25 protein-coding genes are annotated in these 25,445 nt (G+C 38.7%); 4 read left to right on the plus strand and 21 right to left on the minus strand.

Features of this window, described 5'->3' with window-relative positions:
* Positions 1-30: 30 nt before the first annotated feature.
* The 5 genes from pfkA to dnaE all read right to left on the minus strand — a co-directional run bounded on the left by pfkA (position 31) and on the right by dnaE (position 7,366).
* A complete protein-coding gene (gene pfkA, locus J7W16_RS01290; RefSeq protein WP_210595122.1) occupies positions 31-990 on the minus strand; it encodes a 6-phosphofructokinase in 960 nt (319 codons plus the stop codon).
* A 230-nt stretch (positions 991-1,220) separates the two neighbouring features.
* Entirely contained in the window at positions 1,221-2,198 is a 978-nt protein-coding gene (gene accA / locus J7W16_RS01295) for an acetyl-CoA carboxylase carboxyl transferase subunit alpha (RefSeq protein ID WP_210595123.1), read from the minus strand.
* Positions 2,188-3,051, minus strand: a complete 864-nt coding sequence (gene accD / locus J7W16_RS01300) for an acetyl-CoA carboxylase, carboxyltransferase subunit beta (protein ID WP_210595124.1) — start codon at positions 3,049-3,051, stop codon at positions 2,188-2,190. The genes accA and accD overlap by 11 nt, the downstream gene beginning before the upstream one ends.
* Positions 3,052-3,126: 75 nt before the next feature.
* A complete protein-coding gene (locus tag J7W16_RS01305) occupies positions 3,127-3,792 on the minus strand; it encodes a FadR/GntR family transcriptional regulator (RefSeq protein ID WP_210595125.1) in 666 nt (221 codons plus the stop codon).
* Positions 3,793-4,036: 244 nt separating this feature from the next.
* Positions 4,037-7,366, minus strand: a complete 3,330-nt coding sequence (gene dnaE / locus J7W16_RS01310; protein ID WP_210595126.1) for a DNA polymerase III subunit alpha — start codon at positions 7,364-7,366, stop codon at positions 4,037-4,039.
* Positions 7,367-7,482: 116 nt separating this feature from the next.
* On the opposite strand from dnaE, the gene ytrH reads away from it, so the two are divergent.
* Together ytrH and ytrI are read left to right on the plus strand one after the other, a co-directional pair.
* Positions 7,483-7,821, plus strand: a complete 339-nt coding sequence (gene ytrH, locus J7W16_RS01315; protein ID WP_210595127.1) for a sporulation membrane protein YtrH — start codon at positions 7,483-7,485, stop codon at positions 7,819-7,821.
* Complete coding sequence (gene ytrI, locus J7W16_RS01320; protein WP_210595128.1) at positions 7,818-8,324, plus strand: sporulation membrane protein YtrI; 507 nt, start codon at positions 7,818-7,820, stop codon at positions 8,322-8,324. Before ytrH ends, ytrI begins: the two co-directional genes overlap by 4 nt.
* Before the next feature lie 13 nt (positions 8,325-8,337).
* Here ytrI and J7W16_RS01325 read toward each other — a convergent pair whose 3' ends face one another.
* Complete coding sequence (locus tag J7W16_RS01325; protein ID WP_210595129.1) at positions 8,338-9,261, minus strand: DHH family phosphoesterase; 924 nt, start codon at positions 9,259-9,261, stop codon at positions 8,338-8,340.
* 97 nt (positions 9,262-9,358) lie between these two features.
* Between J7W16_RS01325 and J7W16_RS01330 the strand changes: the two genes are divergently transcribed.
* Positions 9,359-9,643, plus strand: a complete 285-nt coding sequence (locus J7W16_RS01330; RefSeq protein ID WP_210595130.1) for a YtpI family protein — start codon at positions 9,359-9,361, stop codon at positions 9,641-9,643.
* Between the two features lie 64 nt (positions 9,644-9,707).
* On the opposite strand, the gene J7W16_RS01335 is transcribed toward J7W16_RS01330, so the two are convergent.
* Positions 9,708-11,015 carry a DRTGG domain-containing protein gene (locus J7W16_RS01335; protein ID WP_210595131.1) on the minus strand — a complete coding sequence of 436 codons (1,308 nt, stop codon included), beginning with the start codon at positions 11,013-11,015 and terminating at the stop codon, positions 9,708-9,710.
* A 181-nt stretch (positions 11,016-11,196) separates the two neighbouring features.
* Positions 11,197-11,880, minus strand: a complete 684-nt coding sequence (locus J7W16_RS01340) for a metal-dependent hydrolase (protein ID WP_210595132.1) — start codon at positions 11,878-11,880, stop codon at positions 11,197-11,199.
* A 1,184-nt stretch (positions 11,881-13,064) separates the two neighbouring features.
* Here J7W16_RS01340 and J7W16_RS01345 point away from each other — a divergent pair.
* Entirely contained in the window at positions 13,065-14,162 is a 1,098-nt protein-coding gene (locus tag J7W16_RS01345; RefSeq protein WP_210595893.1) for a M24 family metallopeptidase, read from the plus strand.
* Positions 14,163-14,243: 81 nt separating this feature from the next.
* Here the strand turns inward: J7W16_RS01345 and J7W16_RS01350 are convergent, their stop codons facing one another.
* The 13 genes from J7W16_RS01350 to J7W16_RS01410 all read right to left on the minus strand — a co-directional run bounded on the left by J7W16_RS01350 (position 14,244) and on the right by J7W16_RS01410 (position 25,445).
* Entirely contained in the window at positions 14,244-14,615 is a 372-nt protein-coding gene (locus tag J7W16_RS01350) for a hypothetical protein (protein WP_210595133.1), read from the minus strand.
* Positions 14,616-14,666: 51 nt separating this feature from the next.
* Positions 14,667-15,425, minus strand: a complete 759-nt coding sequence (locus tag J7W16_RS01355; RefSeq protein ID WP_210595134.1) for an SDR family oxidoreductase — start codon at positions 15,423-15,425, stop codon at positions 14,667-14,669.
* A gap of 133 nt (positions 15,426-15,558) precedes the next feature.
* On the minus strand, positions 15,559-15,708 hold the full coding sequence (locus J7W16_RS01360; protein WP_210595135.1) for a hypothetical protein: 150 nt from the start codon (positions 15,706-15,708) through the stop codon (positions 15,559-15,561).
* Between the two features lie 76 nt (positions 15,709-15,784).
* Positions 15,785-17,155, minus strand: a complete 1,371-nt coding sequence (gene argH / locus J7W16_RS01365; RefSeq protein ID WP_210595136.1) for an argininosuccinate lyase — start codon at positions 17,153-17,155, stop codon at positions 15,785-15,787.
* Positions 17,155-18,366: an argininosuccinate synthase gene (locus tag J7W16_RS01370; RefSeq protein WP_210595137.1), complete on the minus strand. Its 1,212-nt coding sequence runs from the start codon at positions 18,364-18,366 to the stop codon at positions 17,155-17,157. The genes argH and J7W16_RS01370 overlap by 1 nt, the downstream gene beginning before the upstream one ends.
* 272 nt (positions 18,367-18,638) lie before the next feature.
* A complete protein-coding gene (locus J7W16_RS01375) occupies positions 18,639-19,457 on the minus strand; it encodes an EcsC family protein (protein ID WP_346726887.1) in 819 nt (272 codons plus the stop codon).
* The gene (locus J7W16_RS01380) at positions 19,450-20,415 is read right to left on the minus strand and encodes a 3'-5' exoribonuclease YhaM family protein (protein ID WP_210595139.1); all 966 of its coding nucleotides are present in this window, start codon (positions 20,413-20,415) and stop codon (positions 19,450-19,452) included. Before J7W16_RS01380 ends, J7W16_RS01375 begins: the two co-directional genes overlap by 8 nt.
* 135 nt (positions 20,416-20,550) lie before the next feature.
* Positions 20,551-21,738, minus strand: a complete 1,188-nt coding sequence (locus tag J7W16_RS01385) for an acetate kinase (protein WP_210595140.1) — start codon at positions 21,736-21,738, stop codon at positions 20,551-20,553.
* A gap of 144 nt (positions 21,739-21,882) precedes the next feature.
* Positions 21,883-22,875 carry a class I SAM-dependent methyltransferase gene (locus J7W16_RS01390; RefSeq protein WP_210595141.1) on the minus strand — a complete coding sequence of 331 codons (993 nt, stop codon included), beginning with the start codon at positions 22,873-22,875 and terminating at the stop codon, positions 21,883-21,885.
* 73 nt (positions 22,876-22,948) lie between these two features.
* Positions 22,949-23,449 carry a thiol peroxidase gene (gene tpx, locus J7W16_RS01395; protein WP_210595142.1) on the minus strand — a complete coding sequence of 167 codons (501 nt, stop codon included), beginning with the start codon at positions 23,447-23,449 and terminating at the stop codon, positions 22,949-22,951.
* A gap of 125 nt (positions 23,450-23,574) precedes the next feature.
* The gene (gene ytfJ, locus J7W16_RS01400; protein ID WP_210595143.1) at positions 23,575-24,093 is read right to left on the minus strand and encodes a GerW family sporulation protein; all 519 of its coding nucleotides are present in this window, start codon (positions 24,091-24,093) and stop codon (positions 23,575-23,577) included.
* A gap of 19 nt (positions 24,094-24,112) precedes the next feature.
* The gene (locus J7W16_RS01405; RefSeq protein ID WP_210595144.1) at positions 24,113-24,772 is read right to left on the minus strand and encodes a DUF2953 domain-containing protein; all 660 of its coding nucleotides are present in this window, start codon (positions 24,770-24,772) and stop codon (positions 24,113-24,115) included.
* Positions 24,773-24,908: 136 nt separating this feature from the next.
* Positions 24,909-25,445: an RDD family protein gene (locus J7W16_RS01410; protein WP_210595145.1), complete on the minus strand. Its 537-nt coding sequence runs from the start codon at positions 25,443-25,445 to the stop codon at positions 24,909-24,911.

The following is a 25,445-nucleotide window of genomic DNA, read 5'->3' on the forward strand; positions in this document are numbered from 1 at the left end:
TCCTACTTTCTTCTTATCCTAGTTTTTATATTATATTGATAATTCTTGTGATAGCTTGTACATTTCCAAATCAATTGCATGTTTTCTTGAAAGAGCTTCATCAATATCATGATAAACAAGTTCATTTCGCTCAATACCTACTGTTACACCAGCCTTACCTTCCATAAGAAGATCAACAGCCTTTGCACCTAGACGGCTCGCTAACACTCGGTCAAATCCTGTTGGTGAACCACCGCGTTGAATATGACCTAGAACCGTTACTCTCGTTTCAAGGTTCATTTCTTGTTTAATTCGGTCACCAAATTCAAACCCGCTACCAACACCTTCTGCAACAATAATAATACTGTGCTTCTTACCTCGATCTTGACCGCGTTTAAGACGACCAATAATATCTTTCATATCATAGTCAGCCTCAGGAATAACAATTGTTTCAGCTCCGTCCGCTAGTCCTGACCATAAAGCTAAATCTCCTGCATGGCGTCCCATGACTTCAATAACATATGTACGTTCATGAGATGTTGCAGTATCACGAATTTTGTCAATCGCATCAATCACTGTATTAAGTGCTGTATCGAATCCAATCGTAAAATCGGTACCTGGTATATCATTGTCAATTGTCCCAGGGACGCCAATCGTTGGAAAGCCATGTTCAGTTAATTTTTGGGCTCCGCGATAAGAACCATCTCCACCAATAACCACTAAACCTTCAATACCAAACTTATTTAGCTGTTCAATACCCTTTTTTTGACCTTCTAATGTCTTGAATTCTTCAGAGCGTGCTGTATATAGCATCGTTCCACCACGGTGAATTATATCTCCTACTGAGCCAAGTTCCATTTTTTTAATATCCCCAGCCATTAAACCAGCATACCCATAATAGATCCCATACACTTCTAGGCCATGGTAAATCGCTTTTCTTACTACTGCACGAATTGCAGCATTCATTCCGGGTGAATCACCGCCGCTTGTTAAAACTCCAATACGTTTCATAATGACATTCCTCCTCATTAGATTTATTATATGTTAGAAAAGTTCCATGCTTCGCTTTAATAGCATGTGTACTTTTACCCTCAATATATCATAATACCCCTAAATTAATTCTCACTACCATTAAATTTAACATCGTACCCGAGTTTAAAAATACCACTTTAACTTAATAAACACAATACAGATACTACCAAAAGAAAAACTACATTCTCAAGTGAGAATGTAGTTTTTCTTTATATAATAGGTATGGCATCGTTTACATGTGTATATTGTCCGATTTTTTTGTATTTTTGATAACGTTGTTCAACAAGTTCATCTTCACTTAATTTGGATAGCTCAGCCAAAGATTGCTCTAATGTCACATCAATTTTTTTCGCTTGTTCAGCAATATGTCGATGTGCACCACCCTTGACCTCACTAATAATTTCATCAATGATTCCTAACTCTTTTAAATCGGGTGCTGTAATTTTCATTGACTCCGCTGCTTTCTGTGCAAGTGATGCATCCTTCCACAACAACGCAGCTGCACCTTCTGGTGATATTACGGAATAAGTGGCGTTCTCTAGCATATGTAAGTGATTACCTACACCAAGTGCAAGTGCTCCACCACTTCCCCCTTCACCAATAACAATACATACAATCGGAACAGTGAAACCAGCCATTTCTAACAAATTTCTAGCAATCGCTTCACTTTGGCCTCTTTCCTCAGCTGCTTTTCCAGGATAAGCCCCTTTTGTATCAATAAAACAAATAATCGGTCGCTGAAATTTCTCTGCTTGTTTCATTAAACGCAACGCCTTGCGGTATCCTTCTGGATGAGGCATTCCGAAATTTCGGTAAATGTTTTCCTTCGTATCTTTTCCCCGTTGATGTCCAATCACCGTCACTGGCTTCCCTTTATACTTGGCAATCCCGCCGACAATTGCAGCATCATCGCCATACAATCGGTCCCCGTGCATTTCTAAGAAATCGGTAAAAAGATGCTCAATGTAATCACAAGTTGTCGGTCTTTCATTGTGTCTTGCAATTTGAACTCTTTCCCAAGGCTGTAGATTTCCATAGATATCCTTTTCCAACTGCTCTAGTCGGGACTCTAGCTTTCTAATCTCATCCGATAAATCAATTTCTTTTTCTTCAGTAAACGAACGAAGCTCAGAAATTTTATTTTTCAGTTCGATAATTGGTTTCTCAAACCCTAAATCATTTGCCATTAGAGAAACCTCCTTCATGTATATCTAAAATTTTTGTTAACGTATCCTTCATCTCGTTTCTAGGAATAACACGATCTAATTGACCATGCTTTAGCAGAAACTCGGCTGTTTGGAAATCATCGGGAAGCTCTTGCCTAATTGTCTGTTCAATAATCCGTCTACCCGCAAAACCAATTAACGCCTTCGGTTCAGCAAAATTATAATCTCCTAAAGAAGCAAAGCTAGCAGACACACCACCTGTTGTTGGATGGGTCATAATTGATAAAAAGAGTCCCCCCTTTTTACTTAGCTTTTGCAAGGCTGCACTTGTCTTTGCCATTTGCATTAAACTTAGAACACCTTCCTGCATTCTCGCTCCACCTGAGGCAGAAAATAATAATAACGGTGCCTTACGTTCAATCGCTTCCTCAACCGCTTGGGTGATTTTTTCACCAACAACAGAACCCATACTTCCCATTCGGAATCTTGAATCCATGACAGCGATCACTGCTTTAAATCCGTTAATCGTTCCATACCCTGTCACAATTGCTTCGTTTAGTTCTGTTTTCGTTCGATCTGCTTCTAATTTCTCTTCATAAGTAGGGAAATTTAAAGGATTCAGACTCAGCATGTCCTTATTTGTTTCAACGAAAGAGTCTTCATCAAACAAACTAGCAATTCGCTCATAGGCTGTCATTCGATGATGAAAGCCGCATGAGTCGCAAACGAGAAGATTTTTCTTTAATTCTTTTGTATACATAATTGTTCGGCAAGAAGGACACTTCGTCATCAAACCTTCAGGTACCTCTTTTTTTGCTCGTTCAGAGGGAATCGTCGCATATCTCTTTTTTTTCTTTAGGAAATCTTTAAGCATTCTTCCACCTCACTGGACTTCTATCACTTTTTGGATTGTATGGTTTCTATACTCTATTTATTACAGAACAAATAGTTAAAATCGACTATTCATTAAATGTTTCGTCAGGGCATCAACCGCCGCTATCTGATCACGGCGTTGTAACGCTTGATAAATTTCATCATGTTCATCGATCGCTATAGGCACTCGACCTTCTCTTTGCAACGATTTCTGCAACGCTACTTTATTGTATTGAACGAGTGAAATCCATATATTGAAGAGTAAACGATTTTGACAACCTTCTACAATGGTCTTATGGAACAGATAATCCTCTTCAACTGGCCATTCACCGTGAAGCCATTCTTCCTTAGCACGAGTGATATACATCGATAACTGCTCAATCGCTTCATCAGTCATTCGTTCGCACGCTAATTTCAATGCCTCAATCTCAACAATCTTTCTCGTTTCAGAAAGATCATTTTCAGCTTTTTCGTCTTTAAGTAAAAAAGATAAAAGAATATCTACTAATCGGTAACTGTTTACTGGTTTAATGAATGTACCTTCGCCACGACGGGTTTCTATAAAATCTAGCAGTTCTAAAGCTCGAAGTGCTTCTCGCACAGACGATCGTCCGACATCCAAGCGGTCGCTCAGTTCTCTTTCAGACGGAAGGCGGTCTCCTTCCTTTAACTGATCGGCATAAATAATCTCATTAATTTGTTTAATAACTTCAATATACACTTTAGGCTGTTCAACTGCCATTGGGCATTATCACCTCGGTTTTCTATTACATTATGATTTATCGCCAATAATAGCAAGTTTTTGGTATATTCTACGACTATTGCTGAACAACCTTTTTCTAATGTCGAATATGTAATACCACTTCCTATTCTATGGCTTTTCATACTCTCCCTTTTAGAACCGTTCTTTCGTATCCTCGAATTGGTCTGACCACTTGAAAACATTCTTAATTATATAGAACTTTTCCCTACTAGCCAAGTAGTATTTATCGACGTAATCTGACATGCTCTTCTCCTAATAACTGCTTTAATTGAATTAAGCACTGTTCATTTGGACTCACTTTATACTCATCAGATAAGTGTTTTGTTGCCTTAGTTTGCTCATAGAATAAAATAACCGATGTCGATCCTTTATGCTGGTGTAGAACCTTTTTGACTTCATTTAGTAGCTCTGGACTTTTCCCCGAAGTAATTCTTAAAAACAACCGCTCATTCTCAGCCGAGGTCCCCCCTAATGTATTGAGCGGGATAATACGGTCTACAATAATTTGTCTTCTTTTGTTAGAAATATCAGTACGGCCTTCAACAAAAAACAGCTCTCCTTCAGTTAATTGATGTTCGAGCTTCTTCCATGCAATCGGAAATAGTGTAAGGTCAGCTTCCTCCGATTCATCAATCAACTTGGCAAATCCCATTGGGTCTCCTTTTTTAGTTCGAATTCTTTTGACCCCACCTAATAATCCAGCAACCCTTATTTGGCCTGAATGTACAAAGGCCTGCTTAATTGTCACCCTCCCTAATTTCTTTAACTGTTCGAAATAAGGTTCAATTGGATGCCCAGACAAATAGAACCCTAGCGCTTCTTTTTCAAACTCTAGTTTTTCTTGATCTGAAAAAGGGGGGATTCCTTTATCATAGTCAGGTACTTGGACATCCAGGGTGAATAATCCTTCTGTCTCCTGCTGAAATTGCTTCACACTTTGAGCAAATTGAACGGCAGAATCGACCGAATAGAGTAATACAGCTCGATCCTCGCCAAATTCATCCATTGCACCTGCCTTAATAAGACTTTCGATCACTTTCTTCGTTACACCCGCTCCAACATGGAGAGTAAAATGAAAGAGATCATCAAGTTTATTTTGCTTTCGTTTCATCAGAATTTCCTTTACAGCCTGCATCCCCACATGAGCAATTGGCAAAAGTCCAAAGCGTATTGATTTTCCTTCGATTGAAAATAACGCCTCACTTTGGTTGATTGAAGGAGGTAGAATATCAAACCCTGCTTCTTTGCATTCTTGAATTAATTGGGCAAGCTTCTCGTGTTGATGCCATGTAGATGATAGTAATGCCGTAAAGAAAGCTAGTGGGTAATGCACCTTCAAATAAGCGAGTCTATAGCTTATTAAGCTATAGGCAACGGCATGACTTCGGTTAAATCCATAATCAGCAAAACGTTCAATTAATGAAAAGACATCAGATGCAACATGATTGGAATACCCTTTTTGTTCAGAACCTTTGATAAAAGCCATTCGTTGCTGCTCTAGTTCATTCTTTTTCTTTTTACTAATAGCCCTTCGCAGAATATCTGCCTCTGCTAGAGAAAAATCGGCCATCTTCGAAGAGATTTTCATAATTTGCTCTTGATAAATGACTACTCCATACGTATTCATTAAAATCTCTTCCAAATCAGGATGAGAGAAAGTAATTTGTTCTTCTCGATGCTTTCTTTTAATATAGGACGGGATAAATTCCATTGGGCCTGGTCTGTAGAGAGCATTTACAGCAACAATATCTTCAAATTCAGTCGGTTGAAGATTCGTTAACACTCTTCTCATTCCAGTTGATTCAAGCTGAAACACACCGGTCGTTTCTCCCTTTCCTAGTAATTCAAATGTTTTCTTATCATCTAGTGGCAGGTCTTCAAGACTAATCACTTTGTTCTCTGATGTCTCTATGTTACGAATGATTTGTTCTAATAGCGTTAAATTACGTAAACCAAGAAAATCAAATTTAAGTAGCCCTAATTCTTCGACAACATCCATCGTTGCTTGAGTCAATGATATTCCTGTTGAACCCGACTGTAGTGCTAGAATATCCGTTAGTGGCTTATCGCTAATGACAACACCTGCCGCATGAGTCGAGGCGTGCCTAGGAAGCCCTTCAAGCCGAATCGAGAACTCCCATAATTGCTTAGCCTCTTCTGATTGGGCGATCAGCAAAGAGAGTCGTTCACTTTCTGCAATTGCTTTCTTTAGAGTGGTCCCAGGGGTCGAAGGAATTTCTTTGACGATTTGTTCAATGACATATTGCTGCACACCAAGTGCCTTACCAACGTCACGCACAACCGCCTTCGCAGCTAGTGTCCCAAAAGTGATAATCTGAGCAACATGGTCCTTCCCATATTTTCGTTGGACATAGTCAATAACTTCATCCCTTCGATGGTCCGGAAAGTCAATATCAATATCAGGCATTGAAACACGCTCATGATTTAAGAAACGTTCAAATAATAAATCATATTTCAATGGATCAACATCGGTAATCTCAAGTACATATGCAACAAGAGACCCTGCTGCCGAACCTCTTCCAGGTCCAGTTAGAATACCTTGGTTTTTACTGAAATTCATAAAGTCCCAAACAATAAGAAAATAGTCACTAAACCCCATTCGAGTAATAACCGAAAGCTCTTCTTCTAACCTTGCTTGAATAGTCTCTGTTATTACATCAAATCGTTTTCGAGTACCTTGCTCACATAATCTTCTTAGCTTTTCAACCGACCCTTGTTCACCTGAAGGATATTTGGGCAATTGAATATGACCAAGATCTAATTTGACTGTACAGCGTTCAGAGAATAATTGTGTATTTGCTAATGCCTCTTCATTGCCTTCAAATTGCTGTTCAAGCTCTTTCGGACTTTTTAAATAATACGATTGTTCTCTTCTCGATAATGGATATTCATCTGCTTTTTTTCCTTCTCGAATGGATCTAGCCACTTGGTATGCCCCTGCATCATCCTTTTCCAAAAAATAAGCAGGGTGGGAGGCTATAAGAGTCAACCCAGTTGCGTTTGCAAGTTCACATAAATATCGGTGCTTCCTATCATCCTGTTTAGAATCTCCTTGCAATTCAATAAAGCAATTTTCATAATCAGCGAACCACTCTTTAACAAGAGCAATAGCCTCAGCCACATCACCATTTTCTAGAGAGAGAGTAATAGGCCCATCGATATAGGGTAAAACAACAATTAGATCACCTATATACGGCAACAATTCTTCTTTGGTTAAGAAACGAGCCTTTTCTTCTTTATGACAAATCAGCGTTGAGAGCTTCATCAGATTTGCATAGCCTTGTTTATTTTTAGCATAGACGCGAAGCATTTTATTCATGTTATTAATCTGTATCGTTAATCGAAGTCCAAATATCGGTTCAATCCCAAACTTAAGACAGGCCCGATAAAATGGTACAGCTCCATACATGACATGGTAATCAGAGAGTGCCAATGCTTGATACCCTAAATCTTTTGCCTTTTCAACTAATTTCTCAATACGATTAGTTGAAGATAACAGACTAAATTCACTTACTACATCAATAGGAATCATCTTGACTACACCTCCTCTACTCTAAATTGTTTCTCTAAAGCTTGTCATAAATCATGAAATATCCGCTTATACATGTAGTAATCGTGAAATTGTTTTTTGACGAAAGGATGAGTCCCATGCTTAATCGAGAATTTTTAGCCACAATCATTATCGATTTCTTCGTAGCCTTTGGTGTCATCATAGGAGGAGCTATCATTGGGGCTATTGGGGCCTTTCTAATCGGGAAGCCTCCATTAGCCGTCATGCAGAACTTAGCTGGCAATTTAAAAATATGGGCAATCGTTGCCGCCATTGGTGGAACCTTTGATGCAATAACTAGTATCGAACGCGGGCTATTTGAAGGGACTCACGATGATATATTCAAAACTGGTTTTATGATATTCGCCGCCTTATGCGGAGCTCAGGCTGGTACTTCACTTATTCAATGGCTGGTTGGGGAGTCGTTATCCTCATGAGAATCCCACCATTCTATGAACGAAAAACATTTCAACGCTTCTTTGCCGGCTGCATCCTGGGAGTCCTTCTAGGATGGACCTTTTTTATTTACCAATATGGACAGGTATACAATGAGCTAGTACTTCGGCTGTCAGAACAACAAGCAATCATCGAAAACCTTGAAGAGAGAATTGAAGAGCTTAACAGTGAGCAAAGCAAATTAAATGAAGAAAATCAAAAGAAACTAACAATCCAAGAAATTGAAATTGAATTCAATAATGACAGGCGTCTAAGGCTTAATCAGCTAACCCTTCTAGAGTTAAGAAAACAAGTACTAGAGGAAATTCAGCATATTGAACGGAAGGATCTAGAATCTGTGGCTAATACGAAAGATTTGTTAATTAGCACCCTTGAAAACAAAGTATTTGTGATCGATCAAAATCGTTTTCAAGTGAAAGTGGACGGAATCTTTCTTTACACGAAGACACAGATACAATTAACGATTATCCCATCTAGTACTTAAGATCGTAAACTAGTTAAGTCGTTGCTTTGATTAATTTCAATATAATTTCCTCTGTTTCTGCCCATGAATAGGCGGTTGCTCCTGCCGCCATTGGGTGTCCACCCCCATGATGTTGTGCAGCAATTGTATTTATCACAGGTCCTTTTGAACGTAATCTTACCCGAATCTTATCATTTTCTTCAACAAAGAAGACCCATGTTAACAAGCCCTCCACATCTGAAAATGCATTCACAAGTTGAGAAGATTCTGCTGAGGTCACCCCGAATGTAGTGAGGATCTCCTTTGTTAGCCTAATCACACCGACACATTCTTCTAAGACAACAAAATGTTGAAGAATATAGCCTTCTAGTCGGGTTATTTTAAGCTCTTTTTTATGTAAATTTGAATAAAATGCATTCTGATCAAATCCTTGTCCAATTAATAAACTTGCTCGCTTTAGTGTCGCAGGAGTCGTATTCGTATACCTAAATCTACCTGTGTCACCGACAATGCCTGCATACAATAATAACGCAGATTCTGAACTAATGGCCATTTGAGTTGTCATGATAAATTGAACAATCATTTCACTCGTTGAGCTAAAGGAAGTGTCGACCCAACTTAGATCACCATAAGCCTCTTCGTTTGGATGATGATCGATTTTTATTAGAGCACCTCCGTTGGAATAACGTTTATCACTAATTCGATCGGTATTAGCTGTGTCGCATACGATCACAAGTGCTTCCGCATATTCGTGATCACCGACCTCTTGCATTCGACCTAAGAAAGTAAGAGAAGGTTCCTCTTCCCCTACAACGTAAATTACTTTCTCCGGGTAATGCTCTCTTAATACCTGTGCCAGCCCAAGTTGAGAACCAAGTGCATCCGGATCTGGACGTTCGTGACGATGGATAATAATCTTCTCATATTGCTCAATTAACGCGTGAATGGTTTCAATCATGTTCATTCCTCACTCTCTGTTCATATTTCCTTCACTAGCATAATCTCTTCGCTAACGTTACAATAGATTCTAGAATCAACTGAAGCAGGAGGATCTTATGGGAAAAATTTTTATTATTATTGTGGTTCTTGCCGCTGTTTTTTACCTATATAACAAAGTAAAAACATGGCGAACACCAGACTCTTTGATTAAACGTATATATGAAACTAAAACGACACTATCCTTAGCTGTTTTCTTGACTGCCTTTGGAGCAAACTTACTTTCCTCACCTAGAACTACAATTGATTGGATCGTCGGGATTGTCTTTGTTGTTTTAGGGGTAATTAACGGGATTCATGGCTATAAAGCATATCGCCATTACACTCCACAATTAGAACAATAATACAATTACGAAATATACATTAAGCCTGCTAATTTATCTCATAGCAGGCTTATACCTTGAACAACTATTCAATAAGCTGGGCTCTCATGATTGCCTTGCCAACAATAACTTCCTCGTGATATAGCTCTACATCAATCTTTCCATGCTTACGTCCTATTTCTAAAACCTTTGGTAAGATATGAAGCGTACTTTCAATCTGTACTGGTTTAATAAAATACAATGTAATATCCTCAACGACTAAATCGCCCTTTTTATGCTTTCGTAACACTTGTCGACCTACTTCGGTCACGATCGTCGTCATCACACCATAGGAAATTGATCCGAGTTGATTCGTCATTTGCGGAATAATTTCACATATGAATGATAGACGATCACCAGAGGAGCGATCTTCAATTCGACTAGTCACTATTTCTTCAATTGTTTCTCCAACATGCGGCTGGCGCTGAACCATCTGCAATGCTTTGAGCACATCTTGCCTACTAACCACTCCAATTAGTTTACTCGCTTGATCAATCACGGGTAATAACTCAATCCCTTCCCAAACGAGCAAATGAGCTACTGTAGCGATTGATGTTTGTTCTTTAACGACGATCGGGTTACTTGTCATCACTTTCTCAATTGGGGTTGATTTAGATGCTCCAAGCACATCCTTTGCTGCAACCATTCCCTGGACCTTCATCTGGGCATCAATTACGGGATAACGACTATGCCCTGTTTTTTTATTTAAATCATGCCACTTCTCTACTGTATTTTGCATAGTCAGATAAAAGGTATTTACAATTGGAATAAGGATATCATCGACTAATACAATTTCTTTTTTTATTAATTGATCATAAATGGCTCTGTTAATCATTGCAGCTACGGTAAATGTGTCATAGCTCGTTGAGATAATTGGCAACTCAAGCTGATCAGCTAACTTAATAACTTCACTACTTGTATCAAAGCCACCAGTGATTAACACCGCTGTTCCAGCTTCTAGACCGACCTTATGTACTTGATCACGATTCCCGACAATGAGTAAATTGCCTGCCTCTACATAACGCATCATTGCATCAAGCTTCATTGCCCCAATGACGAAGCGATTAAGTGTCTTATGTAATCCCTTTCGTCCACCTAATACCTGTCCCTCAACAATATTTACAACTTCGGCATAAGTAAGCTTTTCAATATTTTCTTTCCGTTTCTTTTCAATCCGAATCGTCCCGACACGTTCAATTGTACTAACAAGTCCTTGATTCTCAGCTTCCTTAATTGCCCGATAAGCAGTACCTTCACTCACGAGTAGAGCTTTCGCAATTGACCGAACTGAAATCTTTTCACCTATTTGTAACTTTGTAATATAGCCTATAATTTGTTCATGCTTTGTAGCCAATATAAGCCTCCACATACTTTTCCAATTTCTAATAATATAACTATAGTATACGTCTATGTAATTGAAGGAGCAAGGACTTCCCATGACCCTCTTAGCTTACCGTACAACCTCTCCGCGATAAGCCTTTCTTCTGAAAAAGAGCGTTATGAAACGTCTTTTCACGTTCATAACACTCTTTTGATTACAATTCCATGCTTTCACCGCTCTTAAGGAATAAACCTTTTTTGCCTGATAAATTCTCTGTGAACTCGACTGGATCCTGTTCAATTCCAGGAAACGTATTGTAATGAATTGGAACAACACGCTTGGCCTGTAACCATTCAGATGCAGTTGTCGCATCTTCAGGTCCCATTGTCAAATTATCCCCAATAGGCAGGAAGGCAACATCAATGATATTCCGCTCTCCAATGACCTTCATATCTCCAAATAACGCAGTATCTCCAGCATGGAAAATGGTCTTCCCCTCAGCCTGAAATAATATTCCGGCTGGCATGCCTGTATAAACGATCTTCTGTTCTTCTTCAATAATATAAGACGACCCATGGAAAGCTTGAGTTAATTTAACATTACCAAAATCAAATTGGTGTGCCCCACCAATATGCATTGGGTGACAACGTACGCCTTGCCAACCTAAATAGGTTGCCAGTTCGAATGTCGCAACAACAAGAGCGTCATTTCGTTTTGCAAGTGCAACTGTATCTCCAACGTGATCATTATGTCCGTGTGTTAATAAGATAACATCAACCTTTAAAGTATCAGGATCAAGATCGGTTAAAGAATTGCCAGTTATAAATGGATCAATAATAATTCTAGTCTTTCCTGTTTCAATTAGAACGACTGAGTGACCATGATAACTAATTTTCATATGTATCTGCTCCTTCATTTAAATAGTTTCTTATTCTGCTTATTATACAATAATTCCTCATTCACGTATTCTTTCCTGCTTATCCCTGAAAGATAACCCTTTAATATTTGTTGATTTTCCTCTTTCCATTAGGATGGAAGGACCTATTGCTGTAGGAAGAATAGGGCTCATAATAATGTTGATTAAGTTCATAACTCTGCAGATCCCGCTCATAACGATCCTAAATCCGCTCATAAACCTCTACATCCCGCTCATAATTAGACCAGTCTCTTGAGATACAGAACATTTCGGTGGCTTGAAAAGTGACTTCTTCAGAAAAGCCTGAGGAACTGGTTGGAATTTGGGTAACATAGCGGGTGTAAGAGTGCATATTGAATAAAAAGCCAGCATTCAATGAAAAATGATCACTTTTTCATAAATCTAGTTTCAACACGGATGTTAGTCAAATAATAAAAGTTACGTACGTATCAGTTGCTAGATCGAAGCTGGGCAGGCTCATAATAGTCGGGATTGGGCTCATAACTCTGTACATCCCGCTCATAACGATCCTAAATCCGCTCATAAACCTCTACATCCCGCTCATAATTAGACCAGCCGCATGAGAACAGAACATTTCGGTGGTTCGAGAAGTGTCTTCTTCAGAGAATCGTGAGGAACTGGTTGGAATTTGGGTAACATATTGCATGATAGAGTACATATTTGAATAAAAAAACATCCACTTCAATGAAAGTTATCCTTTAAATTCATATATCTTGATTCAGCATCGATGTCAGTAACATGATAAGAGATAGATACGTCTCAAGTTCTAGTTCGGGCTAGGCGGCTCATAATAGTTAGGATCGGGCTTATAACTCTGTGCATTCCGCTCATAACTATCCCAAATCCGCTCATACTCGTTGCACGCCTTCTATGAGAAACCCACTCATAGCAAGGCTTAAGAGAATGCAACGGTTTCGCTCATTGCTTAAAGGCCATTAAAAAAGGGCAAATGGAAATCCACTGGCGAAGCCAGTTAGTTCCATGCCTTTCTGCGGAAAGCGTGCCCCCCATCCCGGTAGCGTAGTCGGAGCGACTTACCATGAAAACTATTCTTTCGTTAGTAATCATCTACCTTCCTTTCTTATTTCTACATTTGATGATATCGTAAATAGAGATAATCGCATTTAAAAGGAGACAAATTGATGATTGAACAGCGTTTAAGCTACCTCAAACAACACTTACAACAAAATGACATTGGCATGGCATTTATCCAAGGCAAAGCAAATCTTTTTTACTTTACTGGATTCCGATGTGAACCACACGAACGTCTCGTTAGCTTGATGGTCTTTCCAAATGCTGAACCCTGCCTCGTATGTCCTAATATGGAAGTTTCTCTTGCAAAGGAAGCTGGTTGGCAGTTAGACATCATTGGCTACAGTGACCATGAAAACCCTTGGGAGAAAATTCAGCAGTTCACAAGCGATATTTCATTTCAAGGAACCATGCTCGGAATTGAAGGAGAGCTACTTTCATTCTCTAGAGCAGAACAGCTAAAGAACGCGTTCCCCCTTACTGAATGGACAAAGCTTGACAATATATTCATGGATCTGAGACTTATCAAAAATGAAAAGGAAATCTCAGTTCTTAGAGAAGCAGCAAAGCTGGCTGATTTCGGAGTCGAAGTCGGAGTTCATGCCCTTCAGTCTGGTCGAACTGAAATGGAAATCCTATCAATGATTGAATTTGAATTAAAGAGGAAGGGTATTTCTGAGATGTCTTTTGGTACACTTGTGTTAAGTGGCGAGCAGTCAGCAAACCCACACGGGAAACCAAGTATGAAAACCATTCAAAAAGGGGAATTTATCCTATTTGATTTAGGTGTCGTTTTAGAAGGGTATTGTTCTGACATTACTAGAACTGTTGGGTTTGGGGCAATTTCTGATGAGCAACAGAAGATCTATAACACGGTCTTAAAGGCACAGCTAGATACACTCGAAATGTGCAAGGAAGGTACAATTCTCGGAGAACTTGATAGAAAAGCTCGTTCGATTATCACAGATGCCGGCTATGGGGATTTTTTCCCTCACAGAATTGGACATGGTCTTGGAACTGAAGTTCATGAGCTCCCCTCTCTGAATGAAAATAACAGTGATGTGTTAAAGGTCGGCATGTGCTTTACGATTGAGCCAGGAATTTATGTGCCGAGTGTCGGCGGCGTCCGGATTGAAGACGATGTACTGATTACTACTGATGGATACGAGTGCTTAACAGCCTATCCAAAAGAATTGCAAATGATTAAATAAAACGAAACAGAACCCTATTGAACAGGCTTGAAGTCCGTTCAATAGGGCTTTATTTTTCTTCAATTAGACTAAGACTGATTACTATGAATTCCATACCCATGTAAATAATTCGCCTTCCTCATTTATAAACCGAATATCCATGCGTATTAAATTCGGATAGCGTTGCTGAGCTCTTTTAAGGAGATCATCAACCTTCTCTTCTTCATCAACCTTTAATAAGTCGACAATTTCATTTACCTTGTCTTTTGCTTTGTTTCCAGTTATAACATGCTCTTCTTCCCCGTACTTGTATCGACTAGGACTAGCATATTCCCATTGATAGTTCGTTCCTTCTTCTACGAACATGACTCTAATTGATGCTGCAGCTGGATCCTTCGCTTGAGCTTCTAACGTTAACACCAAACTACTAGATACCAACATGAAAGCAGCAACAAGAAATATCCATTTTTTCATTATGCTCACCTCATTCATAAGATGTAACATAAAATGGAATTTTATACATAATTACCGATAACGATTTATAACATCAACACCACCTGTTACTTCCAGAACCGTCCCTGTCACCATATCTGCATTCTCGTCACACAAAAATAAAATAGCACGAGCTATGTCCTCTCCTGTTCCAGATCGCCCAATTGGTGTTTCATGATCTTGATGGACTCTCGCTTCTTCTATTGTCGCTTCCTTCATTTCACCTAGAATGTTTCCTGGACAAACCATATTAGCTGTAATTCCATATTCCGCTTCTTCAATCGAAACAGTTTTCATCAGTGAGACAAGTCCCACCTTTGCAGCTGCATAGGCAGAGCGATAAATCCATCCAGGAGCACTATTAGCTCCTTGAAATCCATATGTAATAATTCTCCCAAATTGTTGTTTTCGCATGATTGGTACGATTTTTCTTAAGAGATGATAAACGGCACTTAAATTCCCTTCGGTCATTTCATACCATTCTTCTTCGCTATAATCGACAAGCTTCTTCCGTTCAAATACGTAAGGCCCTGCATTATTAACTAAAATATCAATTCTACCAAATCTCTCAAAGGCATTCTCCACTGCTTCGTAAATTTGCTCTTTTTTGGTCACGTCAACTTGAATAAACTGAAGTTTCTCGTCATAGGCTTTCCACTTTTCACGAAGTGCAGTAATTACATTTTGATCACTTCGGTATGTAACTGAGACAGAGTAGCCCGCTAATAATAGTGATTCCGTTACTTGAACTCCAATCCCCTTTGTCCCAGCAGTAATAAAGGCATGCCGCATTCAAGTTCCACCTCTCCTCTAAACTAACCTACGATAAAATCATACTATGTTTTACGGAGATAGTAAAAAAAGAGAACACACTCAGGAGGTTAATTTTTTCCCATTGAGTGTGTTCTCTTTTCTGTTTCATTCTTTATTTTTTAGTTTTTTCGTATTGTTGATCCATTTCGTCTTGATGACGTTGCTCTAACGTACCATGGCTATAAGAATCCATCACTTGTTGATGTACATCCATTTCTCCCTGTGCATCATAAATTCCGCTTGTTAATTTATGCTCTTTCATGGCATATGCCTCCTCCTAGGTTTATTCCAACAAACCTAGTATTCGGCAGATCCTGACATTTTATGTGAGAGAAGGCTTATAAAAGTTCTTTTACTTTTGCTAATGCCAATTTCACTTGATCAAAACCAGTTCCGCCGGCACTATTTCTTCTGGCAACAACTGTCTTCGGATCAAGCACGTCATAGATATCCTTTTCAAACAATTCACTTGCCTCTTGATAATCTGTGAAAGGCAAATCAAGTAGAAAGACTCCTTTTTGGATCGCAACTAAGACAAGTTTTCCAACAACTTCATGTGCTTGTCGAAATGGCATTCCTTTTGTGGCTAAGTAATCTGCGAGTTCAGTCGCATTAGAAAAGTCGTTGTGAACAGCCTTTTCCATAGTATCCTTATTGACAGTCATTGTTTCAATCATTCCCGCGAAGATATTTAACGATCCCTTGACGGTTTCAACTGTATCGAACATTCCTTCTTTATCCTCTTGCATATCCTTATTGTAAGCGAGAGGGAGACCCTTTAATGTTGTTAATAATGAAAAGAGGTTCCCATATACTCGTCCTGTCTTTCCACGAATAAGCTCTGCCATATCAGGGTTTTTCTTTTGTGGCATAATGCTGCTACCAGTCGCGAAGGTATCATCCATTTCGACAAATTGAAATTCCTGTGTTGACCACAAAATTAATTCCTCGCAAAGACGAGAGAGATGCATCATAATGAGGGAAGAGTTGCTAAGAAATTCAACGATAAAATCTCTGTCACTAACTGCATCTAGACTATTGTGATAGATATCATCAAACCCTAATAGTTCAGCTGAATAAGCACGGTCAATAGGAAACGTCGTCCCAGCTAATGCCCCTGCCCCAAGTGGTGAGATGTTAACACGCTTGATGCTGTCCTCTAGACGCCCGTAGTCTCGTTCAAGCATCCAAAAATACGCCAACAAATGATGGGCAAACGAAACAGGCTGTGCCCGTTGTAGGTGGGTATAACCCGGAATAATGGTTTCTACATGTTCCGTCGCTTGTTGGTAAATCGCAGTTTGAAGTTTTTTAACTCCATCCATGATTTCCTTAATTTGATTTCGCAAATATAAATGCATGTCTGTTGCCACTTGATCATTTCGGCTTCGTCCTGTGTGTAGCTTTCCGCCGACAGGACCAATTTCATCGATAAGATGTTTCTCAAGATTTAAATGGATATCCTCTTGCTGGACAGAAAACTCCAACTCGCCCTTTGCTGCTTTTTCACGAAGAACACCAAGTCCTGCTTTAATTTGTTCTACTTCATCGGCTGGAAGGATGCCACATTTGCCTAACATCGTTACATGGGCAATGCTTCCTTCAATATCCTCATTTACTAATGCTTGATCGAAGCCGATCGATGCACCAAATGCATCGACCCACTCCTCTGCTGTTTTTGTGAAGCGTCCACCCCAAAGCTTTGACACTAGTTTGTGACCTCCTTCTTTTCCTTATTAACCATGCTATTAACCTTTGTAGAAAGTCCCCATAATGAAATGAAGCCAACTGCTGCACCGTGATCAAATTCATCATCAGTTGAGTATGTCGCAAGCTTTTCATTATATAGTGAGAAAGGAGATTTACGTCCTTCAACAATGGCATGACCTTTGAATAATTTCACACGAACAACGCCTGTGACCGTCTTTTGTGTTTCTTTTAGAAACGCTTGAAGTGCTGGTTGAAGTGGAGAAAACCAAAGCCCATCATAAATTAATTCAGATAGTTTCTTAGCAATAACTGGCTTGAAGTGTGCAACCTCTTTCGTCAATGTAATATCTTCTAATTCTTTATGTGCTTTTATTAGAGTCATTGCACCTGGACACTCGTATACTTCACGAGACTTAATTCCAACAAGTCGATTTTCAACATGATCAATACGTCCAACCCCATGCTTACCAGCAACTTGATTTAATTCTAGAATTAAATCATCTAATTGATATGATTTTCCGTTAATAGAAACCGGGACTCCTTGTTCAAATCCAATTTCTACAATATCAGCTTGATCTGGTGCATCCTCAATAGAAACTGTTAACTCATATGCACCCTCTGGAGGAGTTGCCCATGGATCTTCTAAAATTCCACACTCATTTGCACGTCCCCATAAGTTTTGATCGACAGAGTAAGGATTATCTAAATCAACTGGAATTGGTACATTATTTGCTTTTGCGTAAGCGATCTCTTCGTCACGAGACCAACCCCATTCTCTTACTGGTGCAAGTACTTTTAAGTTTGGATTTAGAGCTTGAATCGACACCTCAAACCGTACTTGGTCATTTCCTTTTCCAGTACATCCATGTGCAACAGCCGCAGCTCCTGTCTGTTCTGCAATCTCAACTAATTTTTTTGAGATTAGCGGGCGAGAAAGAGCCGACACGAGTGGATACTTTTCTTCATACATTGTATGTGCCTGAAGTGCTGGTAAAACGAAATCCTCTGCAAATTCCTTCTTTGCATCAATAGAGTATGATTCAATTGCACCAACGTCTAGAGCCTTTTGTTTAACGAAATCAAGGTCTTTGCCTTCACCAACATCAAGTCCTACAGCAATAACATCGTATCCTTTATCTGCTAACCATTTAATCGCAACAGATGTATCTAATCCGCCTGAATATGCTAATACCACTTTTTCTTTACTCATTTCTCATTCCCCCAGTGAATATTCATACTTAAAATATTATTTTTATACAAGCACATCCAAAAAAAGGGGTGCTCATATTTAGCACTTTATAATGTATAAAACCAACTACATTTCTTATTAATATTCATTACTTTAACAGGGGTGCTTGGTTTTGGCAAGTCATTTTTATTCTTTTTTTATGAATTAATTTTCTTTTTCATTTTAATAAAAATACGTTTTTCAGATAAATAAAAGGATGATCTAGACACTTACTTCTAGATCACCCTGCTTTTTTATGCATTTTCTTCTAATAATCTTCTTTTTTGATAGAAATGTTGACCGACCTCAATAACCTGTTGAGATAAACGATAATTCATCCCGGCTCCTAGTGCGATCCCTAGTAATGGCACGCCCTGTATCAATTTTTTTCTCAGCATAGTAATAACAAAGCTTTTCGCTAGCTGAGAAGACATCTGTTGAAGCCATTGCTCGTTGAATACTGTTTCATCTCCTTGATAGAAGATTTGATCATGCTGATGCTCTTCAACCTCCTGCCAAAGCCTGTCCCATTCTGAATGTTGGTACGCTTTAGGTAATGTCGCAATATGAAAAAGCTTTAGCATGACCATCTGCTCCATTGGATGTCGACTATCGTAACCATAAACAAAAGAGAGATGTTGTAATGAACGTAATTGAATGATTGCAAGTGCAGGAAGATCAGCGAGTAACAGGAATAAACCACCCATTCCTGTTAATCCACCTTGACCAAATGATAACAAGCGTTGTTTTGCCATTAACTGTTCAGCCAGATAGTCTAGTTTTTCTATTGGTAATCTTCGTAAATCGTCTACAGAAGAAAGCGATGAATCAAAAATTCTTGCATGTGTAATAACGCGTCTTTTCGTTTCTTCAAATGACCGACTCTGTAATAACCATGATTGTAAATGTGCCAAACAACTATCCATTTTAGCTAGCCATTTTTCCTTTTTCTCTTCATTAATTTTTGAGAGCATGCGTTCATGGTAATAATGATACGATTGTGCTACATCACTACTCTCTATTAGAAAATAGCGTTCTTCCCATTCTTGTAATTCACTTAATCTGTCACTCACTATGATCTTCCTCCTTATCTTTTTTCGTGTACAATTTCCGTTTAAACATTGGAGAGTAAGTCCACGGTTCTCGAGCGTGTTCTTGAAGTATATCAAAGCCATGCAGTAACGTATTCATTTGTTTAAGATGATAGAAAAAGATCGCTTCAGCTGTTTTGGGAGAGACAGCACTTCCATAGCCTTGAGACACTTCACCAAACTGACTAGCGACACAGTGCTTAAGTCTTAATAATTCGGGATTATCCCTTGCGATTCCTGCTTCTTTTGCTGCATCATAGATTAGTTCTAGGCTGAGAGGTAAGTGTCCTATTAGTTCACCAACTGTCGTGTGTTCTGGAGCAATTGCCTCTGTAAACAACTGTGTTTTACCAACATCATGTAACAAACAAGTAGCTATTACAATATCTTTATTGATATAAGGATAGAGGGGAAGCAGTTGGTAGGCACTTTTAGCAGTGTGAACAACATGCTCAAGTAGCCCCGCATAATAGGCATGGTGATACATTTTTGATGCAGGAATGGTTGTAAATCGATCGCGGAACGATCGCTGCCCAAATACCTGTTTGATAATAGCACGAATTGTTTCTGATTCAATTTCTTCCATTAGAAGTCTTAAATCTTGCCAAAGGTCCTCTCGTTGAACACCTTTTCTTGCTAACAACTCAGTCACGTTTACTTTATCATCCTCAGTTGCTAATCTAATTCGATTAATATGTAATTGCCTTTTTCCTCGATATCTTTCCATCGTTGCTTCAATCTTTACGATCACTTTACGATCAAACATCGATTTTTGTTCATTGGTAATATCCCAAAGGCGTGCTTGTATGTGCTCAAGATTACGTTCTAATAAGAAAGTAGCATAGTCGCTTCCGTTTGATGCTTGTTTTATCTCTCTTTCACGAATAAAAAAGAAATCAGTAACGACGTCTCCCTCACTAACATCCAGAATAGACTGCATCAAATCATCCCCCCTTAAGCTCTCTCTCTACTCTATGCTATACATATTGTCCGGAATGACAAGACTTAAATGAAAAAAGGATGTCCCTAGTGGCTATTCTTTGCCTTTTAGGACATCCTTTTAACTTAGAATACACTACTGAGATAATCTTACAGTATCTCTGGCAATCATTACTTCCTCATTTGTTGGAATGATTAGTACTTTAACAGGTGAATGTGGATAGTTAATGAATGCTTCCTTTCCACGTACTTTGTTTAAGGCTGGATCCCAGTACACGCCCATAAATTCAAGTCCTTTTAACACTTGTTCACGGATCACATCACTATTCTCACCGATTCCAGCCGTGAAAATAATCGCATCAACTCCACTCATTCGTGCAGCGTATGAACCAATATACTTATGAATTCTTGAAGTAAAGACATCGAGTGCAAGCTGAGCACGAGAATTGCCAGCTTCAGCCTGACTCACAATATCTCTTAAGTCACTTGAAAACCCTGAAACACCAAGTAAACCACTTCTCTTATTAAGTGTATCAAGTACTTGATATGCATCTTGATTTGTTTTCTCCATAATGTATGGAATAAGTGCTGGGTCAATATTACCTGAGCGCGTACCCATTGTTACACCTGCAAGTGGTGTGAAACCCATTGATGTATCGATTGACTTTCCACCTTCAATTGCAGCGATACTTGCACCATTACCTAAATGACAAGATAATAGACGTAGCTGTTCAATTGGACGACCTAGTAATTCAGCCGCACGCTCTGAAACATATTTATGTGACGTACCATGGAAACCATATTTGCGAATACCATAGTCCTCATAGTATTCATAAGGTAAGCTATATAAATAAGATGCTTCTGGCATCGTCTGATGAAAAGCAGTATCAAAAACAGCCACTGCTGGAACATTTGGTAACACATCTTTAAATGCTTTAATTCCTACAATATTTGCCGGGTTATGCAAAGGAGCTAATTCAGAAACTTCTTCAATTCCTGCCAGAACCTCGTCAGTTATTAACACAGAATCATTAAATTTTTCACCGCCATGTACAACACGATGTCCAATACCATCGATTTCATCCAGGGATGCAATTATACCTAGACCTGTTAATTTCTCAAGTAAAATCTTCACTGCTTCAGCATGATTTGGAATCGCTCGTGTCTCTGATTGCTTCTTTCCTTCTACTTCAATCGAAAACACACCATCCTCTAAACCAATACGTTCAACCAAGCCTACAGTCAGAACTGTTTCTTCTGGCATAGTAAGTAATTGGAACTTTAAAGATGAGCTACCTGCATTTATTGCAATAATTTTTGACATTCTTTAAACCCGCTCCTTTTAAAATAGATCATATATCATTTAAGCACCACGACAAATTCTTTTCAAGGATATTCTCCTTATTTCACTGTTTTTCGCTTATATTCATTCTATTCAGAAAGGTAAAGCCTTACATTATTCAGACACTTACATTATACCCAGTTCAGATGAAAACCACTTATTAATTTGTTGAATCATATCAGCTAGTGCTTCTTTCTTTGAAAAGGAAGGTAGTTCTGCAAGTAATGCCTGTTGTGGTTGAATAATATCCGAACCTTTTTTCTGTAGCATAAAAATACTCTTACCGTGTTGTTCTGCCTGAAACATACTATCAGGTAGCTTTAGTAAACCTAAAATGGTTGCTTCTTTTTTGATAAATTGGTGGAGGCTTTGAGCCTGCTCACTTTCAAATAAAAAATTAGGAACAACAAAGAATAAAAATCCGCCATCCTTTGTTTTCTTCAGCGCTTGTTCAATCATAAGGTGGTGAATAAAAGAATGCCCTTCAGCTGCATTTAGATTATACGAACTTGCCACGTCATCTTTCGGATAAAACCCAACCGGAAGATCTGTAACAACCAGGTCAACCTCTGGAATGGCAAGTGGCTCAATACTATCTTGATGAAATAAATCGAGTTCATGTTTTTGTAAGTTCGCATTTACAAATGCTAACTTCACCAACGTTTCATCCACTTCAAATCCCTTTGCAACCATCTTGGTTGTTGAATGATTTAACAAGGCACTAACTAAATTACCTGAACCTACAGCCAAATCAAGTAATGTAACAACTTCCTTTTTATGTATCACTTTATTAACAAGATAACTCAAAAATAGACACACGGCATCTGGAGTCATTGAGTGGTGGGACTGAACGGCTCCCTTCATTCCTTTTAGAACAGCAAGCTGGTAAGCTTTGCGAATGTCTTCTGGCTCGTATTCGCTATCGCTGCTAACATCCTCTAAGAAATCTGCCAAAGCCTTTACCTTTTCATCCGTAAGTGGTTGGCAGACATCTTTTTGAAAAAGATTCTCCCCAGCCTCTGCCAGGCCCTCTAGATAAGTGGAAGTCCAGTTCTTTTCTAAATATGTCGCTGTTTCATCTAAGTAAGAAAATAATCTTTCAATTTCTGTTTTTTGCATGTATTATCCATTCCTTTTACTTCAACAAAAAGAAGCCTGCTGCCAAAAACAGTAGGCTCCTTTTCGTAAGAATTTATTTTGCTGTTTTGACAGCCTCAATAGCCATTTCATAATTTGGATGATTTGTTGCTTCTGCTACATATTCAACGTATGATATTTTATCATTAGAGTCAATAACAAAAACAGCCCGAGTCAATAAACGAAGCTCCTTAATTACCACTCCATATGCTTGTCCGAAAGATAAGTCACGATGATCTGATAATGTACTTACCGCTTCAAGTCCTGCAGCAGCACACCAACGTTTTTGAGCAAATGGTAGGTCAACACTTAATGTAAGCACCTCTACATTTTCAAGTCCTGCAGCTTCTTCATTAAAACGTCGAGTTTGTTGGTCACACACTCCCGTATCAATAGATGGAACAACACTAATTAAGCGTTTTTTTCCTTTTGAATCGGCTAAAGTTACCTCAGATAGATCATTTGCTAGAACAGTAAAATCAGGTGCTTGATCCCCAACTTTCACTTCACTACCTAATAAAGTAACTGGATTATTCTTAAATGTTACTTGTGCCATTAAACTTCCTCCTCTACCGTTTGTGTTCTATGTACAGATTCATTTTACATGAAAGAGAATAAAAATAACAACATTTGGAACCTAAAATTAACAAAAAAAGAATGGGCATTGCCCATTCCATTTTGTTACATTGTTGAATTTGGGTTATTGAAGTTGGTGTTATTTGGATCAAAAGACGTATTTGTCGTTGTTGTTTGGTTTGTAGGCTGTTGTTGTGCAGTTGTTGACTGGTTAGTGGCATTTTGGTTCTGACCACCTTGACCATTTTGACCACCAAGCATTTGTTGAATCTTATCAACTACTTGCGGAGCAAAGTCAAGAAGCTTCTCATAAAGATGTGTATTGCTATCAAGATGTACCATTTTTACACCTTGGCTACTTACAACTAAGAATGCGATTGGTGTAATAGATACACCACCACCACTACCTCCACCAAATGGATGCTTGTGCTCTTCATCATTGTGATGCTCAATTACAAATTCACTACCACCAGCAGCAAACCCAAATCCTACTTTTGAAATTGGCATGATTACACTACCATCAGGAGTTTCTACCGGATCCCCTACGATGGTATTTACATCTACCATTTCTTTTAAATTTTCCATTGCTGTTTTCATTAAACCTTGGATTGGATGATCTGTCATGACTATTCATTCCTCCTGATTACATATTTTCTTCAACCGAATGTGACTGCTTAAACTTCGGTCTTCTTCTCCAATGTTTAAGCAACATTAGACCTGCAATCATAGCTTGTCCGATTCGAAACGAAATCATGCAAGAAAGATTCGTATGTGTAATCATCATTTGAAAATGTGGGTCTACAGATAGTTTTGGCATTTGCTGAAATCGCATATACTTTGACAACACACCGACAATTGCCCCTTTCAATGACCATACAACCCCTGTCAGCTGGGCCGTATAAGCGGCATCAGCGACACCAATTCCTGAATGCCATTCGAAATTATGGACCTTAACTTTTTTTAGAAAACGTTTGATAATTTTATGTAACCCAACTACATGATCCAAAAAATCCCGCAACAATCTTAATTTCTCAACTACAATTTGTGGTGTAATTCGCCCTTTTTTCTTTGATTCGGTTGGTCCAATCTGTTGTTCTTCTTCTACTTCAAGTGAAAAGGAATCATCATCGAGTTTAATAACTGGAGCTGAAAAGGTATACACCCTTATCCACCAAACATAAACCTTGACTTCAAGTAAATCATCGTCCTTACGATGACGATACATCGTTTGCACTTTCACTTTTGTGACAATTATTATACAAAAAAGAATAAGCAGTATAGCAATGATTATCATCCAAGTCATAATATCTCCCCTAGACGGTTCTATTGTAAATAGTCTCTCCCGCTTCTCAGAAAAATAAACCTGTTATTTATCGCCACGAGATAAGAAAAACCACCGAAAAGGAAGAATGTCTCTTTTCAGTGGTCTTGTCTAAAGCTTATTTGTTTGTATCTAGGAGGTCACTTTTTTCAAACACGACATACGTATCAGCAATTAAATCATGAAGGCCCTGTTTTTTAGTCGTAAAGGCAATAAATAAATAGATGACTCGCAACATGAAAAATAATTGATGAATAAGACGCCCGACCCCTTCTCTGAAAATAACTTGAGTCCAAGTTAAGTCACTTCCATTTGTTGAGATCACTTTCAAGCCTAATACCATTTTCCCTAATGTTTGCCCGTAATATTTCGTCATTAGTGCAAAATAGAGAAAGAACACAGACGCTGATAGGAGCATATACGGTGAAAAGATCAAGTCATTAACACCGATAAGCCTTAAAGGAAAACTAACCAGTCCATTTATTGATAGGACAACAAGTGCATCGAGCAAATAGGCCCATAACCGCATCCAAAATCCTGCAAAATGTAAGGAATTCACCTTTGTACTTGGAGGTTTTATGATCGGCCGATTCACCCTCGCACGTAGACGTCCATTCACATAGCGCGGTGATTGTCGTTCAGTGAATGCTACCAT

The organism is Halalkalibacter suaedae (assembly GCF_017939705.1).
In the GTDB taxonomy this organism is placed as follows: domain Bacteria; phylum Bacillota; class Bacilli; order Bacillales; family Bacillaceae_D; genus Halalkalibacter; species Halalkalibacter suaedae.

Excerpts from the sequence above, each read along its gene's own strand:
- J7W16_RS01405 (WP_210595144.1), bottom strand. The coding sequence starts at position 24,772 with ATGACTTGGATGATAATCATTGCTATACTGCTTATTCTTTTTTGTATA.
- dnaE (WP_210595126.1), bottom strand. The coding sequence starts at position 7,366 with ATGATTCCTATTGATGTAGTAAGTGAATTTAGTCTGTTATCTTCAACT.
- ytfJ (WP_210595143.1), bottom strand. The coding sequence starts at position 24,093 with ATGACAGATCATCCAATCCAAGGTTTAATGAAAACAGCAATGGAAAAT.
- J7W16_RS01340 (WP_210595132.1), bottom strand. The coding sequence starts at position 11,880 with ATGAAAATTAGTTATCATGGTCACTCAGTCGTTCTAATTGAAACAGGA.
- J7W16_RS01380 (WP_210595139.1), bottom strand. The coding sequence starts at position 20,415 with ATGCAGTCTATTCTGGATGTTAGTGAGGGAGACGTCGTTACTGATTTC.
- J7W16_RS01410 (WP_210595145.1), bottom strand. The coding sequence starts at position 25,445 with ATGGTAGCATTCACTGAACGACAATCACCGCGCTATGTGAATGGACGT.
- ytrI (WP_210595128.1), top strand. The coding sequence starts at position 7,818 with ATGAGAATCCCACCATTCTATGAACGAAAAACATTTCAACGCTTCTTT.
- J7W16_RS01390 (WP_210595141.1), bottom strand. The coding sequence starts at position 22,875 with ATGCAAAAAACAGAAATTGAAAGATTATTTTCTTACTTAGATGAAACA.
- J7W16_RS01330 (WP_210595130.1), top strand. The coding sequence starts at position 9,359 with ATGGGAAAAATTTTTATTATTATTGTGGTTCTTGCCGCTGTTTTTTAC.
- J7W16_RS01370 (WP_210595137.1), bottom strand. The coding sequence starts at position 18,366 with ATGAGTAAAGAAAAAGTGGTATTAGCATATTCAGGCGGATTAGATACA.
- accA (WP_210595123.1), bottom strand. The coding sequence starts at position 2,198 with ATGGCAAATGATTTAGGGTTTGAGAAACCAATTATCGAACTGAAAAAT.
- J7W16_RS01325 (WP_210595129.1), bottom strand. The coding sequence starts at position 9,261 with ATGATTGAAACCATTCACGCGTTAATTGAGCAATATGAGAAGATTATT.
- J7W16_RS01305 (WP_210595125.1), bottom strand. The coding sequence starts at position 3,792 with ATGGCAGTTGAACAGCCTAAAGTGTATATTGAAGTTATTAAACAAATT.
- pfkA (WP_210595122.1), bottom strand. The coding sequence starts at position 990 with ATGAAACGTATTGGAGTTTTAACAAGCGGCGGTGATTCACCCGGAATG.
- J7W16_RS01355 (WP_210595134.1), bottom strand. The coding sequence starts at position 15,425 with ATGCGGCATGCCTTTATTACTGCTGGGACAAAGGGGATTGGAGTTCAA.
- tpx (WP_210595142.1), bottom strand. The coding sequence starts at position 23,449 with ATGGCACAAGTAACATTTAAGAATAATCCAGTTACTTTATTAGGTAGT.
- ytrH (WP_210595127.1), top strand. The coding sequence starts at position 7,483 with ATGCTTAATCGAGAATTTTTAGCCACAATCATTATCGATTTCTTCGTA.
- J7W16_RS01360 (WP_210595135.1), bottom strand. The coding sequence starts at position 15,708 with ATGAAAGAGCATAAATTAACAAGCGGAATTTATGATGCACAGGGAGAA.
- J7W16_RS01350 (WP_210595133.1), bottom strand. The coding sequence starts at position 14,615 with ATGAAAAAATGGATATTTCTTGTTGCTGCTTTCATGTTGGTATCTAGT.
- J7W16_RS01385 (WP_210595140.1), bottom strand. The coding sequence starts at position 21,738 with ATGTCAAAAATTATTGCAATAAATGCAGGTAGCTCATCTTTAAAGTTC.
- accD (WP_210595124.1), bottom strand. The coding sequence starts at position 3,051 with ATGCTTAAAGATTTCCTAAAGAAAAAAAAGAGATATGCGACGATTCCC.